The organism is Pseudoalteromonas rubra, assembly GCF_000967655.1.
Lineage (GTDB): Bacteria > Pseudomonadota > Gammaproteobacteria > Enterobacterales > Alteromonadaceae > Pseudoalteromonas > Pseudoalteromonas rubra_A.
In genome coordinates, this window is record NZ_JXYA01000018.1 from 17134 (window position 1) to 31663 (window position 14530).

At 47.7% G+C, this 14530-nt stretch carries 14 protein-coding genes; 6 read left to right on the forward strand and 8 right to left on the reverse strand.

The features are described from left to right. Positions 1–54 precede the first annotated feature (54 nt). A complete protein-coding gene (locus tag TW77_RS08925) occupies positions 55–741 on the forward strand; it encodes a LipL32 family surface lipoprotein (protein WP_046004635.1) in 687 nt (228 codons plus the stop codon). A gap of 99 nt (positions 742–840) precedes the next feature. Here the strand turns inward: TW77_RS08925 and TW77_RS08930 are convergent, their stop codons facing one another. The 5 genes from TW77_RS08930 to TW77_RS08950 form a co-directional block, all read right to left on the reverse strand. Then, positions 841–1098 carry a hypothetical protein gene (locus TW77_RS08930; RefSeq protein ID WP_046004636.1) on the reverse strand — a complete coding sequence of 86 codons (258 nt, stop codon included), beginning with the start codon at positions 1096–1098 and terminating at the stop codon, positions 841–843. Next, positions 1095–2072: a sterol desaturase family protein gene (locus TW77_RS24205; protein WP_052713121.1), complete on the reverse strand. Its 978-nt coding sequence runs from the start codon at positions 2070–2072 to the stop codon at positions 1095–1097. The genes TW77_RS08930 and TW77_RS24205 overlap by 4 nt, the downstream gene beginning before the upstream one ends. 115 nt (positions 2073–2187) lie before the next feature. Further along, the gene (locus TW77_RS08940) at positions 2188–3396 is read right to left on the reverse strand and encodes a Bcr/CflA family efflux MFS transporter (RefSeq protein ID WP_046004637.1); all 1209 of its coding nucleotides are present in this window, start codon (positions 3394–3396) and stop codon (positions 2188–2190) included. A 79-nt stretch (positions 3397–3475) separates the two neighbouring features. Next, the gene (gene codB / locus TW77_RS08945; protein ID WP_046004638.1) at positions 3476–4687 is read right to left on the reverse strand and encodes a cytosine permease; all 1212 of its coding nucleotides are present in this window, start codon (positions 4685–4687) and stop codon (positions 3476–3478) included. Between the two features lie 85 nt (positions 4688–4772). After that, complete coding sequence (locus tag TW77_RS08950; protein WP_046004639.1) at positions 4773–5231, reverse strand: DUF4920 domain-containing protein; 459 nt, start codon at positions 5229–5231, stop codon at positions 4773–4775. A gap of 210 nt (positions 5232–5441) precedes the next feature. Between TW77_RS08950 and TW77_RS08955 the strand changes: the two genes are divergently transcribed. Then, complete coding sequence (locus tag TW77_RS08955) at positions 5442–5960, forward strand: hypothetical protein (RefSeq protein WP_046004640.1); 519 nt, start codon at positions 5442–5444, stop codon at positions 5958–5960. 115 nt (positions 5961–6075) lie between these two features. Here TW77_RS08955 and TW77_RS08960 read toward each other — a convergent pair whose 3' ends face one another. Then, the gene (locus tag TW77_RS08960) at positions 6076–8025 is read right to left on the reverse strand and encodes a hypothetical protein (RefSeq protein WP_046004641.1); all 1950 of its coding nucleotides are present in this window, start codon (positions 8023–8025) and stop codon (positions 6076–6078) included. 138 nt (positions 8026–8163) lie between these two features. Next, positions 8164–8625: a flavodoxin family protein gene (locus TW77_RS08965; RefSeq protein ID WP_046004642.1), complete on the reverse strand. Its 462-nt coding sequence runs from the start codon at positions 8623–8625 to the stop codon at positions 8164–8166. Between the two features lie 67 nt (positions 8626–8692). Here TW77_RS08965 and soxR point away from each other — a divergent pair, with 67 nt between their 5' ends. The 3 genes from soxR (at position 8693) to TW77_RS08980 (ending at position 12020) form a co-directional block, all read left to right on the forward strand. Further along, complete coding sequence (gene soxR / locus TW77_RS08970) at positions 8693–9220, forward strand: redox-sensitive transcriptional activator SoxR (RefSeq protein ID WP_046004643.1); 528 nt, start codon at positions 8693–8695, stop codon at positions 9218–9220. Then, positions 9217–11004, forward strand: coding sequence for a DUF885 domain-containing protein (locus TW77_RS08975; protein ID WP_046004644.1), 1788 nt, complete (start codon positions 9217–9219; stop codon positions 11002–11004). The genes soxR and TW77_RS08975 overlap by 4 nt, the downstream gene beginning before the upstream one ends. Before the next feature lie 554 nt (positions 11005–11558). Continuing rightward, complete coding sequence (locus TW77_RS08980) at positions 11559–12020, forward strand: GyrI-like domain-containing protein (RefSeq protein ID WP_046004645.1); 462 nt, start codon at positions 11559–11561, stop codon at positions 12018–12020. On the opposite strand, the gene TW77_RS08985 is transcribed toward TW77_RS08980, so the two are convergent. Continuing rightward, a complete protein-coding gene (locus TW77_RS08985; protein ID WP_046004646.1) occupies positions 12017–13510 on the reverse strand; it encodes a DUF3612 domain-containing protein in 1494 nt (497 codons plus the stop codon). The two genes, TW77_RS08980 and TW77_RS08985, sit on opposite strands and share 4 nt — an antisense overlap. 305 nt (positions 13511–13815) lie before the next feature. Between TW77_RS08985 and TW77_RS08990 the strand changes: the two genes are divergently transcribed. Next, complete coding sequence (locus TW77_RS08990) at positions 13816–14307, forward strand: malate synthase (RefSeq protein ID WP_046004647.1); 492 nt, start codon at positions 13816–13818, stop codon at positions 14305–14307. Positions 14308–14530: the final 223 nt, after the last annotated feature.

Below are 14530 nucleotides of genomic sequence, written 5' to 3' on the forward strand. Positions count from 1 at the left end.
AGTACATGCCTATAATTCGAGCGAATTTAAAAATGGTGACATGGAGTCAACACAATGAAAATGAAGTTATCCGGAAAGATCCTCCCTCTGATTGCACTCACAACACTTGCTGGCTGTATGAGTACTGGCCCACACCTTAAAAGCTCTGTCTCTGAAGGTGTTGCTGGCATCGAAGCACGGTTACCTTATGCTAACTACAGCAATTACTTCGGTTATGTAGATAAATCGGTTGTGCCAGAAGGTAAATACAAAGGCAAAGACACCTACTATCTGTATGTCTGGGTGCCTGCTGCGGTCGACGAAATTGGCGTTTCTATGATTTCACCTGCCGTTGCAACACCAGGTGACAAAGACTTTGTTCACGCAAACTTTAAACCAGGCATGGACAAGGATGCCAATAAGTTTTTCGACACTTATATTGTCCTGGACCGCATGAACATCATCGACAGCAACAGCATTGCTGACGGTGGCAAAGTTTTACAAAACCTGGGCCGTAATGACGATAGCAGTGAACTACCAGCAAACCCAAGTGGTGCAAGCTACAACTCTTTGCTGCGTAAAACCACATCGATGAACAATCCAACCGAAGCCTTGGTTCGTGGCGTTTATCGTATTGGATTTACGTCGTTCCGTTCATCTGTTGAAGGGTCGTTTGAGGCAACTATTGGTACCAACGTGCCAGGCGTGAAAATTGCTGCATCTTTGTCTGAATTGGATGCACTGGTAAATAATAAGCTGTAATCCAGACAATTTCACAGACCTATTAAGTTATGCCAGCCTCTATGTCGTTATCAGGGCTGGCATATTTGTTTCAACGATACGCCTGCCTTGTCTCTGTGATCAGGCCTGACACTTATCCAGACCAAACCAGCTATCGACATGACGTAAAACTACAGAGCAGCCTCCCGATTTAACCAATGAACTTCCGGCAGCCCGATTGCCATTTGCACGAGAGCGGCCCGAACTAAAGTTTTCGACGCCATAGTTTTCGACAACATTTTGTGTACTCACCAAACTGTCGGCACTGCGCGCCAGTTTGCCACTAAACATCACCCCAAATGCCGTAACAACGGCGATACCTATCAAGATTTTTTTCATATTTTCTCCTGTCTATTTATATTCTTACCAAAGAAAAAGGCGCGAGTGCTCGGTTGCGCTCTGTTACGCTGTGACAATCCAAACACCACCTTTTCCTCGCTCTCAGGCAGGTAAATGGTGCCGAACATCCAGTCCCAGATAGCCAGATTACTGCCATAGTTTTTGTTTCGATGCGCTGGTTTGCAGCTATGATGTACCTGATGCATTGCCGGACTAACAATAAGGTAGCTAAGCCAGCGAGGAAATCGCAGAAAAATATGAGAATGCACTAAAGTACCGCCAAGCAGTAAAACGCCAAAGGCAAATAAATTGGTTCCCAGGATCAGCATTTCAGATGCTTCTTGCCCCAGCGAGTAACTGCACAATCCCGCGACCAGCATGCTGGCAAAATACGTGATCGGTAAACGTAATATCGCCTCAAGAGGATGCGCTCGAAAATTCGTAAAAGGTGTAAGGTTTGTTGCACTGTGGTGGCGGCTATGAATGCGCCACAAGTCTGGAGACTGATGCAAAACTCTGTGATACCAGTAATTGAAAAAGTCGAATACCATAAACGCAATGATGGTAGTCAAGGCCACTGTGGCTTGTGGTGTCAGGTCCAGCTCACTGGGTCCGGCAACCGACTCCAGCCATGCTGACACAAACAGACTGTCTTTTACTGCTCCCCCGCTCAGATACCTGTCTATCAGTAAAGCAGCACTGGCCAGGCAAAAAGAATTGACGATCAGAGACACATAGTCAATGCGGCTGGATTGACTCCACCATATCCGTGAAGAAAGAAACGCCCCTTTCAGAGTTTTCCAGCTCAGGCGTTTGTTTTGTTTACGCTTTTTATAATGTAAGCACACAACCGCAATGAATAAATTGGTTGCGACAAAGACACTCTCATTAGACAGAATTTCAGCAACAGGATAAACGAGCAACAGCTCAATTACCTGAATAAGCTCAAAGATAAGCTCCGCAGCATATTGCATTATTATTGTTTTTTTGGCAAATATATAACCAAAAATTTAAACATAAAACGCCGGGTTGTCCACACTATTTGTTTTCAGGTGAGCTGAGCACCAGGCTCAGCCTATTTTGTTTGCGCTAGTTGCGGGCGGTGTCTTTGTCTTTGCACTTTTGGCCACGCCCGTACTGCACCAGGGCTGTCAGTGCTACCGCAGCAAACATCATTGCCGAGAAAGGCACCGTGTTGTTGGCATGGAGTAAGGCAAGCAACGGTCCGACCAAAGCCCCGCTTCCAAACCTAAGCGTGCCAATAACCGCCGTCGCTGTCCCCGAGTTTTTCTCAAACTCCAGTAAAATAAGCGCATCTGCATTTGCCGCACTGACTCCCAGGCTCATCATCAAGGGCGCAATGCTCAGCACGATATAGTACAAAGATAAATCCATCAGGCTGAACACTAACAGCGCGGATGCACTCAGCAAGCCAAGCAGCAGGCCGTAATACAACATTTTGCGCGAGCCCACCTTGGGAACCAGGCGGGTATTGAGAAAATTACCCAGCATCAGGGCAACCACATTAAAGGCAAACAGCACTCCAAACAGCTGCTCTGAGACGGCAAAATAATCAAGATAAATAAAAGACACGGAGGTCAGAAAACAAAAGAACGCAAATGAAACCAGCATTGAACTGGCAATATCTGGCAATGCAGCCCGATTGGTAAGCACCGTCGCGTAACTGTCAAAGAACAGATGAAGTCCGCGCTTGTCACTTTTGTAGATAGGTACTTCCACCAGATAAAAGTAAGCGAGGATCATTACCACAACGGCATAACTTGCCAGGGTAAGAAAAATCCACTGCCAGCTTGCCAACCCCATAATGGCCGAACCCACACTGGGCGCAATCAGCGGAGCGACCATCATGATCATCGAGACATAGGACATACCTTTAGCGGTATTTGCTTGATAAATATGACGAATAATGCCTGGCACAACAACCGTTGCTGCCGCACCGGTAAACGCTTGCGCGCCCCTCAGTATCCACAACTGCAAAATATCACTGCTAAAAGCTAGTAACAATGAACTCAGAGCAAACCCGCCAAGCCCAAATAATGCCAGCTTGCGCCGACCTAGCTGATCAGCCAATGGACCATACAGCATCATGCCAAGCGCGTAACCGGCCAGGTAGATACTTAAAGATAGCTGCACCTGCGGCATGTCTGCCCCTAAGCTACTGGCGATCACCAGCATCGCAGGTAAATACATATCGATTGCCAGCGGCGTTATTGCCACAATACTGGCTAACAGGGGCAGTAATATACGGGTGTTAAAAGCGCGTGCAGTATCGTCCATTGAGTACCAAATACTAAAAAGAGGGACGCAGATTATATCAGTTTAGTTCGCAATCCGCACCCCAGCTCCGACAGGTGCATTACCTCTCCCAGCGCGAAAATACCCAGTAACTCAATGCAGCCCCCAGCACCGCATTTAACGGCACAATGCCTGGCAGAAAATGGCCAGCTAACACGCCCACGCCAACAGCTGCAAGAGCACTGTAACGCACCGTTTGCCACTGCATTTGTTCAAATGCATGATAGCGCTGCCTGTTAACCAGATAGTCGGCTATCAACACACCGCCGATGGGCGGGATGGCAGCCGACAAAAAGGTCAGCCAGCCAACAAAGTGGTTATACAACCATAACGCACTGAGTGTACCAACAATGCCATTAATCACTGCCAAATTACGACTAGACCAGCCGGTAATATTGGCAAATCCGAGGCCGGATGCATACAGTGCATTGTCATTGGTAGTCCAGATATTGAGGCCCAGAACCACAATGGCAGGTAAAAGTAAGCCTTGCAGCATCAGTACCTGAGCGATATCAGATTCACCCGTTGCAGCCGAGCCCGCAGCACCAAATATAAACATCAGGCTGTTGCCGAGGAAAAACGCAATCAGCGTGATCAGCACAGCACTGGCGGGCCTGCGAGCAAAACGCACGAAATCGGCAGTGAGCGTGCCGGCGGAAATAAACGACCCCACCACCAGTGCGATGGCCCCACTCAAAGGTAAGGGTGTTGCCGGTACTAAAGACTGTAACTGGCTCAGCCCCCCGACTTCCCCAACTGCCAGCCACACGGAGTATCCACCTAACAAAGCGATAGCAGGCACGGCAATAACAGATAGCGCCATTAATGCAGAAATACCAAAATAAACCGTGGTCGTCATTGCCAGGCCCGCCACAATGATCAACACATTGGTATCGATACCCGTTGCTTTTTGGACTGGGATTGCAAACATCGCCACGCCAACACCAAACCAACCCACTTGAGTGCCACCGAGCAACAACGAGGGCAGCCAGGAGCCCTTTACACCAAATGAAAATCGCGCCAGCAAATGCGTAGACAATCCGGTAGAGGCACCAATAAACCCCAGCGCCGCTGTGTATATACCGAGTAATAAATTACCGACTAACACCGCCAGAAAAAAATCGTTAAATGAGAGCCCGGTGCCCAGCGTCCCACCTGTCCACATGCTCGCAGAAAAAAAAGTCAGCCCCAGCATCAGTAAAGATAAGGCTACCACGCCTTTTCTTGCCGACTCTGGAACGGGTTTAAGCCCATAATTACTGTCTTCAGTCACGCCCTTGCTTGCCTTTTTGGTAAAATATAATTGCCCAGTTGAGCACAAAACAGTGGAAACAATATGGAGCTAACAGAGGCATTTATCAGAGAATAGTCACCGCGCTGGGTTTAAGCCGGTATACCGTGATCGGATTTTTCAGTGTTTGGGGGTCAAAGGCTTCGCCGTTTTCCTCCGCTTTGTGAGCAAGGTAACGACGTGATTTTTCTAAACTCAGCTGAAACACCTCAAATTTACCAGTGGCCAGCGCTGTTTTGCCAATGGCGGACATTGGAAAAACCATGTCTCCATCACGCACCTTCACGGTGATCTGCTCGCCTTTTTCTACCTCCAGCGTCATCCAACAACCGCGCTTTTTGCATACCTTTGTCACTACCCCTTTCACTGTGACCTGGGTTTGATGGTACTGACTTGCCTTTGCCAGCAAGGTTGACGCATCAATAACATTGGTTTTGTCGGCACCGCCGGCGAACTCCATTGGCTGAGCAAACGCAGACGCGGTGCACACTATAGCAAGCAAACCCAACATTGTTCTTATTAACATATTATTCTCCTGATAAGGCATTCTGATTAGCCATTATTACAGATAAAGCCGTGATAACAAGCGCTTGCTAATTTTAATCTATGGATATACATGTTCAGCATAAAAAACACTAAAACCACACCTCATTTACAAACCATTACATACTGCCTTGCAACATGGATGAGAACTACTTACCTTAAATGGGTAAACACTATCACAAAGGAAAATAGTATGAATAAGATGATCAAATCCGCTTTGGCAATAACAACACTAGCAATGCTGAGTACAACGGCACAGGCTGCGCCACAGGAGTGGCAAGGCTATTATAAGGGCCAGTGTGAAGTTATCTCCCCTGTACGTGGAACTTTATATCAGTTTCCAATGTCACTTGAAATTGGTGCAGCGGTCGACAACAAAGCCGACTGGATCATTGTTTATGGAGAGGGAGAGCGTAAAAGTGTTCGCAACTACAGCTTGCTAACGCTTAATGAAAACCTGGGCCATTACGCAGTGGATGAAAACAATGGAGTTGTGATTGATCAATACCTGCTTAACGATGAATTCCTGAGCTTGTTTGAAGTAGGCAGCACCAAGCTACAGGCTTCTTATAAACTTGATAGCAATGGCAGCATAGACGTTAACATCAATACCTTCAGTGTCGACCCAATCCGTGAATCCAAAGTTGGTCAGTTCGTGGTATCCAGCTACCAGGGCAACACACAGCAAAGGTGCAAACTGTTCAAGTGGTAAGCGAGCAAAGCACTACTCAGGCCGTTCAACGGCACGCTATCTGAGGATATAAATATTGTCAGACAAAGCGGGCAACCGTGCCCGCTTTGTTTTAATAAAGGTGAGACCTTTTTCGTTAACCTCCGCCTCCACCCGTGACCGTACCTTCGACTGTCACCATAACATCAACATTTTCAGAGCTGATCCGATATTGAATGCTGGTTATCGCGCTGGCATCAGTAGACAAGAACAGATTAATCAACGGGCCACTGTCGTCAGCTCCGTAATTAATTTGTATGCGTTTCTCCTGCTCAAGATTAGTGCGATCAAAGATAGCAACGATATCACTTGGCGCGAAGCTCGTGCCTGTGTCGAAGTCGATAGTACCGTCTGACCCAATTATCACTGTTCCGCGTGAATGGCCTGCGCCTGTGACTGTATACTCCCCGGCTCTTGCGGTAACCAGAGCAAGGTTAGTCACTCCCTCGGCAACAAATGAGCCAAGCAGCACCTTCTCCATCGTAAACAGGTTGATTTCATTGAGCCCGGTCGGGGTCACTGACACGCGGTAAACAAACCCACTCTGCTCATCTTTATAGACGTACTCAGTGCCTTCCATCATGACATCATCTAGCGACATTTCATCCCCGTTATTTGCTTCGGGATCAGTGTCAATAAACAGCATACCGGAGCTCGAGAAAGTAAATTTCACTTTTTGCCCGTCAGCATAGCTGCTGCCGCTTTGCGTTAAATTAAACACCATCACAAACGACTTGCCTTTGAGTACTTCCGGCAACATCACATCGTCGTCCATGTCATCGTCGTCATCGTCTTTGCCAGTCAGCGTCCAGGTGTAAGTTAAATCGGATGAAACCGTTACCCCCTGAGTCGTAACTGAGTAACGCACAGAGACCACAATTTTGGTGTCTGAGCTGCTTACCAGTTCAAATGCCAAATCATTGACCGTCAATTGCTGTTGAACAAATGAATCCTCAATCTGCTTTTTGATGGTTTCAAGGTCATTGGGATCAGGCGCGGGTACGTTATTGATCGTGATTGGCGGTATTTCTGTAGTGACACCCGCCACAGTCGAACTGCCTGTGATGGTCAAAGTATTTCCTTCACCGTCGTTACCGCTATTGTCACCGCCGGATCCTGGAGACAAACCACCGGGAACAAAATCCAGGTCTAGAGAACCCAAGTCCAGGCTGGCAAAAATGTCGTTCAGCCCCTCCAAGGTTTTTTTAATGTTATCCAGTGAAAACGTAGTGTTTAAGTCTGTGGTTAAACCCACTTGCTGGGCATAAGCCTGAATAGCGCTGGTATATTCACTAATAAAAGTACTGGCATTATACAGAGGTGACTCAAAAGCTTGGTCGCCAACCTTGCCATCTATTGTGAGATCTAAAAAGTCAGCGCGCAATGCATCAACAATGGCCAGCGCCGGTGAGCTGGATGAGCTGCCCAATTGTGCCAATGCAGCCAGAGAAACGGCATAAATACCGGCCTGATCATCACTTGCGGTCACACCGCTGGCCGCGTCAATCAATTGTGGAGGTGCCGTAATATCCGTCAAGGCAGGTGCCAGTGCAGTGCGCACCTGCTCGTTGACCAGGTTAACGGCCTCAGCACTGGTGGCTCCGGTATTTATTATGGCCGTTGCCGCAATTTCGGTCAGTGTGGTGACCCCAACTTCAGACTTAAAAGCACTCAATACGGCGCGTAGCGTAGTGTCAGCCGGTAAGGCCAAAAAAGTACCTTTGGCCTCATCAAAATATTCGGCGTCTGCTCCCCCCAAAACCTCGACGATAAAGGGCTCAGCAATTGCGGAGTTAAGCGTAATGGTCGCAACCCCGGTTTCGCCGGTATTACCTGTCGCGCCTTCAATGGGTGTGTTATTGGCAAGTAAAATGAGCCTGACAGTTGCATTTTTGGTTAATCCCAATGCCGGGCTCACTTTGATTTCTGTGGTTTGTGCGGTTTGATCTGGCGTTGTGGTATTGTCGTCGTCATCATCGCCCAGGCAGGAGGCAAGTACGAGAACAGACAATATAACAAGCCAGTTGCGCAGCTTGTATATCTTCATGGTAATTCCTGGTTTTGACGGTTACTGATAATTACTCTGGCACAGCAATGGATCCACCTCATCACCATGCCACAGCAAAAACAGTTTAGTTTAACGAAACAATTAACGCCTATTTTTTAACCAGAAATATCCTTTTTTTTATTCGTTTTCTTGATAAGGGTACTGATGGTGAATTTGCTCACGGCAGGTCATGCCCAGGTATTCACAGGTTTTCTGGATCACTTCTGTAAAGCACCTGGGCGCGGTCTCCTGGATGGAGTTGGATAATATCGAAAACTGTTTGTCACGTAGCCTTCTCAGCTCAGGCTGAAGTGTTTCATCATCCATAAAATCGGTAATACGGTCGAAGAACGCTTTCATTTTTGGCGTTATCGCATACCAGTATACCGGCGAGGCAAAAACAATGTGATCGTAGTTCAGCACAGCCCGAAACAGAGCACGAAAATCATCTTCCGAGTTACTGTGATTATAGCAATAATCTTTAATATCATAATCATCGAGATATAGGCTATCGGCCTGCAACTGCTGCGCCAACTGTTGTACGGATTGTGCGGTATTACCCTGCCTGTTTGAACTTGAGTAAAGAATGATCGACTTCATTGTGGTTCTCCTTTGAGTTATTTGCTGCTAGCATAAAACCTCAACCAAGATTGAGGTAAAGAACCGAATGACCCCAACTCACACAACGGAGCGAGACGAACCTAAGCTCAGCGTCGGGCAAGTTGCAAAACGTGCCGATGTTGCAGTCTCCGCACTGCATTTTTACGAAAATAAAGGACTGATCCGCAGTTGGCGCAACAACGGCAATCAAAGACGTTACAAAAAAGATGTTCTGCGCCGCATTGCCATCATTAAAGCCGGCCAGAAAATGGGAATAACCCTGGCAGAAATAAAACAAACTCTGATGTCGTTGCCACACAGCAATACCCCAAGTAAAGAAGACTGGGCCCGTATGTCCAGTTTGTGGCGCGCGCAGCTGGACGAAAAAATAGCGTATATGCAACGGGTTCGCAGCATGGTTGACGGCTGCATTGGCTGTGGTTGTTTATCGATGAGCCGCTGCCCTATGTACAACCCGGATGATGTAGTCGCACAAGCAGGTAATGGCGCGGTACTGATAGATAACCCTGAGCAGGCAAAGGCCGCCAAATCTTGTTATGATGACGACAATAACAAAAAAGGAACAAGCGAATGAAAAAAACAGCACTCAGCCTCTCTCTGGCAGCCATATTTACGCTGGCTGGTTGTGCTCAGACCACGACACACTCAGAGTCGCAGCAGGCAACTTCAGTGACCAGCCAACAAACCAGTGATGTGGCCTTCGCTGCATTCTCTGAGCAGTTTATCGAACAGTATTGGCAGCAGTACCCCGAGCTGTCGGTTTACTTTGGCTACGGCAAATATGATGATGTCATCACCATCCCAAGCGCTGCCAATCGCTCTGCCGAGCTGGCTTTTATCGCCACTCAGTTAGCAAAGCTCCAGTCATTTGATTTAGCTCAGCTCAGCGACCACCTTAAAATCGATTATCACCTGATTGAAAATACACTCAAGCGCGCCAAATGGGAGCTGGAAACGTTCAAGAGCTGGCAATGGAACCCAAGTAGCTACAATGTATCGTACGGCTTTGCCAGCATTCTGAACAGCCGCTTTAAGTCTGAGGATGGCAAGCTTCGCCAGGTGTTTAAGCGACTCAAGTTTGTACCTGAATACTACGACGCTGCACAAGCCAACATTGACCAGCCAACGCTGGAATATACTCAGCTCGGGATCCAGCAAAACAAAGGCGCATTCAGCGTTTTGACGGACGATTTGCTGACACGTGTGGATGCGCTCAGCACCTTTAGTGCCGAAGAAAAGGCCGAGTTCAAGCAACGCTTTGCCAACGCTAAAACGGCAATTCATGGTTACATTGACTTTCTGACTGCGCTTGAACAGGAATTGCAAAAAACCGGTAATGCGCGGAGTTTTAGGATTGGAGAGGCACTTTACGAAGACAAATTTGCGTTTGATATTCAGTCTGGATATACCGCCAAACAAATGTATCAAAAAGCCCTAGCGGACAAAGCCCGCGTCACTGCTGAGATGATCACACTGACCGACCAACTTTGGCCTAAGTATTTCCCCGATACGGCGCGCCCTGGCGATGATACACAAGCCATTGCAACACTTATCAAGCACCTGTCTCAGCGTCATGTTGAAAAATCTCAGTTTGTAAACGAAATTAAGCGCCAGATCCCTGAACTGGAGCGCTTTGTGATGGAAAAAGACTTGCTGACACTCGACCCAGAAAAGCCGCTGGTTGTTCGCCAAACACCGGATTACATGCAAGGCTTTGCACTGGCGTCTATCTCTGCACCAGGCCCTTATGAGAAAAAAGAAAACACCTATTACAATGTTGAACCGCTGGATGCCCTGACGGATGCACAGGCAGATTCTATGCTGCGTGAGTACAATCACTGGATCTTACAGATCCTCAATATCCACGAAGCCGTACCGGGTCACTATACACAATTGGTGTACTCAAACACCTCCCCTTCTTTAGTGAAAAGCATCTTTGGTAATGGCGCTATGGTTGAAGGCTGGGCGGTCTACACTGAGCGAATGATGCTGGAAGAAGGATACGGTAATTTCGAACCAGAAATGTGGCTGATGTATTACAAGTGGAACCTGCGCGTCATTTGCAACACCATTTTGGACTATGGCATTCAGGTTAAGGGAATAAGCAAAGAGCAAGGCCTGGACTTACTCATGAACGGCGCATTCCAGGAACAGGCAGAAGCCGAAGGGAAATGGCGTCGGGCCACACTCAGCCAGGTGCAACTGACCAGTTACTACAGTGGATTTCGTGAAATTTACGATCTGCGCGAAGCGCAAAAGAAACAGCTGGGTAAAGACTTTGACCTCAAAGCCTTTCACGAAGAATTCCTCAGCTACGGCAGCGCCCCCGTAAAGTACATTCGTCAATTGATGAACTAATACCAATTTCACTTAATACTTGTTTAATTTGAAGGAGCAAATATCACGCTAACTGTGTTAAAAATTTCTTATTTAGAACAACTAAATAGCAAAATTTTTGCCTTGCCTACATGGACGTAGGTACCTCAGCGATAGCAGGACGCGTGAGCGGTGTTATCGACGACATTTTCTCGCCTCAAATTAGAACTCTTAATTAAGAAAATTGGTATATCCAGTATGCCGGACTGAAAGGTCCGGCATATTATACTGATTTCAATCATAAGATTTTCGGGATCATCCATCGACTCTGGCGAAACCATGTATTATGGCTCATATAAGACTAAAGCAGTGTCACTTTTCCTTCCCAGCGACTTGCCTAAAACTCACACTATGTTACCATTCGGCCGCTATATTAATAGTCTAAGTGATTATTTAATATACATATAAAATTGCAATCTCCACCTCTTTGGAAAAGACTTACAGACACGCCAGATGTTGTGACTTTGTCAGTAGACAGGGACAGATATTCGGAGTAAAGCAATTTAGCGACATACGACGAGTAATCAGGGAATCCAATGGAAGTAAAAACGTTCGCTCCACGCCAGGTTGTGGGGATCTCTACCCGCACCAACAATCACTACGAACAGACCGAAGGAGAAGGTCACATAATCCAGTTGTGGCAAACATTTAATCAACGCTATACCCCTTTGCTTAATCAAGGCGCAACACTATATGGTATCTACTCGCACTACGAGTCGGATCACCATGGCGACTTTAAGGCCACCGTTGCCACTGATGCAGCGGAGCTGATTGCGCATGCTGACAAAGATCAGGCACTGCAACCCCAGCAATTGAACGCCGGGCGTTATCTGAGCTTTGCCGCTCAGGGTGAAATGCCACAAACTGTGATCCGCCTGTGGGAGCTTGTATGGCGCTACTTTGAACAAACAGACTGCCCATACCAACGCGCCTATTTGCAGGATATCGAAATCTATCATCACAGTGACGAAGTCGAGATCGCCATCTCAATTCTTTAGTCATAACAACCAGGTTGCCGCGGGCAGGCTTTACCACGTGTGCAAATAACACGAACATCGTTGGCTATGCCCCGCTCTATCCAATTGATATTGAGAATTTTGGCCACACTTTGCAGTTGCTTCTTCAAATGCCAGGGCACCACACTGGCACCCCCTTGCTTAATGCACAATGCCTGTAGCTCCTGCACAACCTCATTGGCATCCAACCCCTGGGCCGCAATCGCCGGGTTAAGATCTATCCCGGCGCAGAGCACATGAGGATTATCTGCAACATCATTCACTTTGATAGATTCGCAACAATAAAGCCGTGGCTGATTGTTGACATTGAGCACCGACAGTTGCGCGCTGGCCTGCATGGCCTGCTGCTGAAACTTACGGAACACCGCCCAGTGCTGACAGGGATCGGCCACACTGCGCATATTGCCCCAGGGCAAGGGGATACCATTGCCACGGTACACGGCTTTGAGCTTACCCGGCAAATAGGCATCAAAATAGTGCCAGTGTGGATAAGGCGAAGCCACTGTCATCCTGCGCATAGCCACCGACGGCGAAATGCCCAGCGCCTGATGAATGTGCGTTTCATATCCATACGAATCAAGTAATTGGCGATAAGCGACTTTAGGGCATAGCAGCGCACCGGCAAAAAAGCTCGACTCAAAGTCGTGCCAGGCCGAGAGAATATCCTGAGCATTCGGTGCAGACTCGTCGGTATTTGCTGCACCACTGACGCCACCCGAGCCCAGTACACATTGCAACCCGTCTCTGTTGTGCAACACCGCGTGGCCAAGATGCACGGCCAGGTCGTACTTTAGTCTGGGCTGGTTTTGCTGCAACATGCGATTGATATGCACCTCATTTGGCGGCGCAAAATAAGAGGTGATCACTCGCGCAAACACATGGCCACTTTCATCGATTACTTCGCCCGGTGCCTCATCAAACCAATGTACCACCAGCCCCTGAGCTTTGAGCATACTCAACAGGGCATCTACATCGAGATACAGATCTTTGCCGCCCACTTCTTCGGCCGCACGCTCAAGATCCGGAAAGTGATTCTGATGATGCTCCTGATGCGCGCGGATCAGCAAGTGTGCAAACTGACGTCCGCTGATCCCCGTTTGTGACAGCATTTCCGGAATCGCAATTTGCAAAATATCATTATCAAATAAAAAGTTAGGCTCCAGCGCCATCCCACTGATCCCACCATGCCGGCCTTTTTGCGGAGTGATTTCGTTCACCTCGGGCTCATTGTCCAAAAACCAGTCCACCGGCTTTTGAAATACTTCGGCCAGGTTCTCCAGCATGTCGCTGCTGGGCGTGCGTTTACCCCGCTCAATCATTGACAAGTACGACACTGAGGGCGCGGATTGTGGGTCGACCCGGATGCATCGGGCAGATAAGTCTTCAAGAGTTAAGTGATTTCGCTTGCGTAAATTACGAATTTTGGTGCCCAGAAAGTGTGACTTTCTCATGAGTTCTGAATTTTTTTTCACCGCTTCATTCCTGTTTACGTCTGTAAGGCGCCTGAACGCTGTGCTTACTACTATGCCACAACACATGGTCAGACCAGTTTTTGTAAAATTTACACTGTAAAATTCTTTTTGTGAAATTTATCGATTTTTTTTCATACACTGAATTTGTCAACAGAAGACTCTGCACTCCCGCCGGGACTAAGCAGGTAATTAATAATAGTAGCGATATTTTGCCTTGTGACGACAACGGGTGAATTGATAAGCCAGCAGGCTCTCACCACACAGGCAACGGGTATCGGGTAACCTTGGTAACTGGGAATACACACATGAAAGCACAAATTCAGCATACAGAACTAGAAAACACCAGCACAGAATGTCAAAAGCTGATCGTCGCAAAGCAGTACCTGGATCAACACTGTCCTTTGGAGTTCGGCTCTCACAAAGACGTCAGCTCCTATGTCGTATACTACAATCACCTGATGGTGTTCTTTGCCGACGGCCAGCACTGCGGACTCAAAAACTGTAAGCAATTTGTGGCGTTATGTGGCCACCGTGAAGCGCCCAGCGCCATTTTGCTGAAAAAAGCGGACGGCATGCACATTGAACTCAGCTTCGATACTGGGTGCGAACCTGGCCGCCATGACCGCGCCCACCTGAATGATGTTCAGTATGAAACGCCGCTCAGCCCGGTGTCAGGCACCGGTGAAGCACTCAGCCCCATGTGGATGAGCTTTGTTTCTGGCGTACAGCATGCGTTGGTCAACCAGCAAGACCGCAAATGCTACCGAGCCAAAAACGGTGACGATTACCAGCTATAGTTAATTGTTCCGCTCCTGGCGATACACAACAAAGCTTGAGTGCTCACATAATTGTAAGCACTCAAGTTTTAGTAACTCGGCACAGCAATAAGCTGCCCATAGTAAACTCAATCGAAAATGACTGGCTTGGCGTCAGTGCAGATAAACCGCTCAACGAACCAATCACTATCATTTGCCTGCAAATACACCTTTAATTTCACTTATACCAATTTGCTTAATTAAG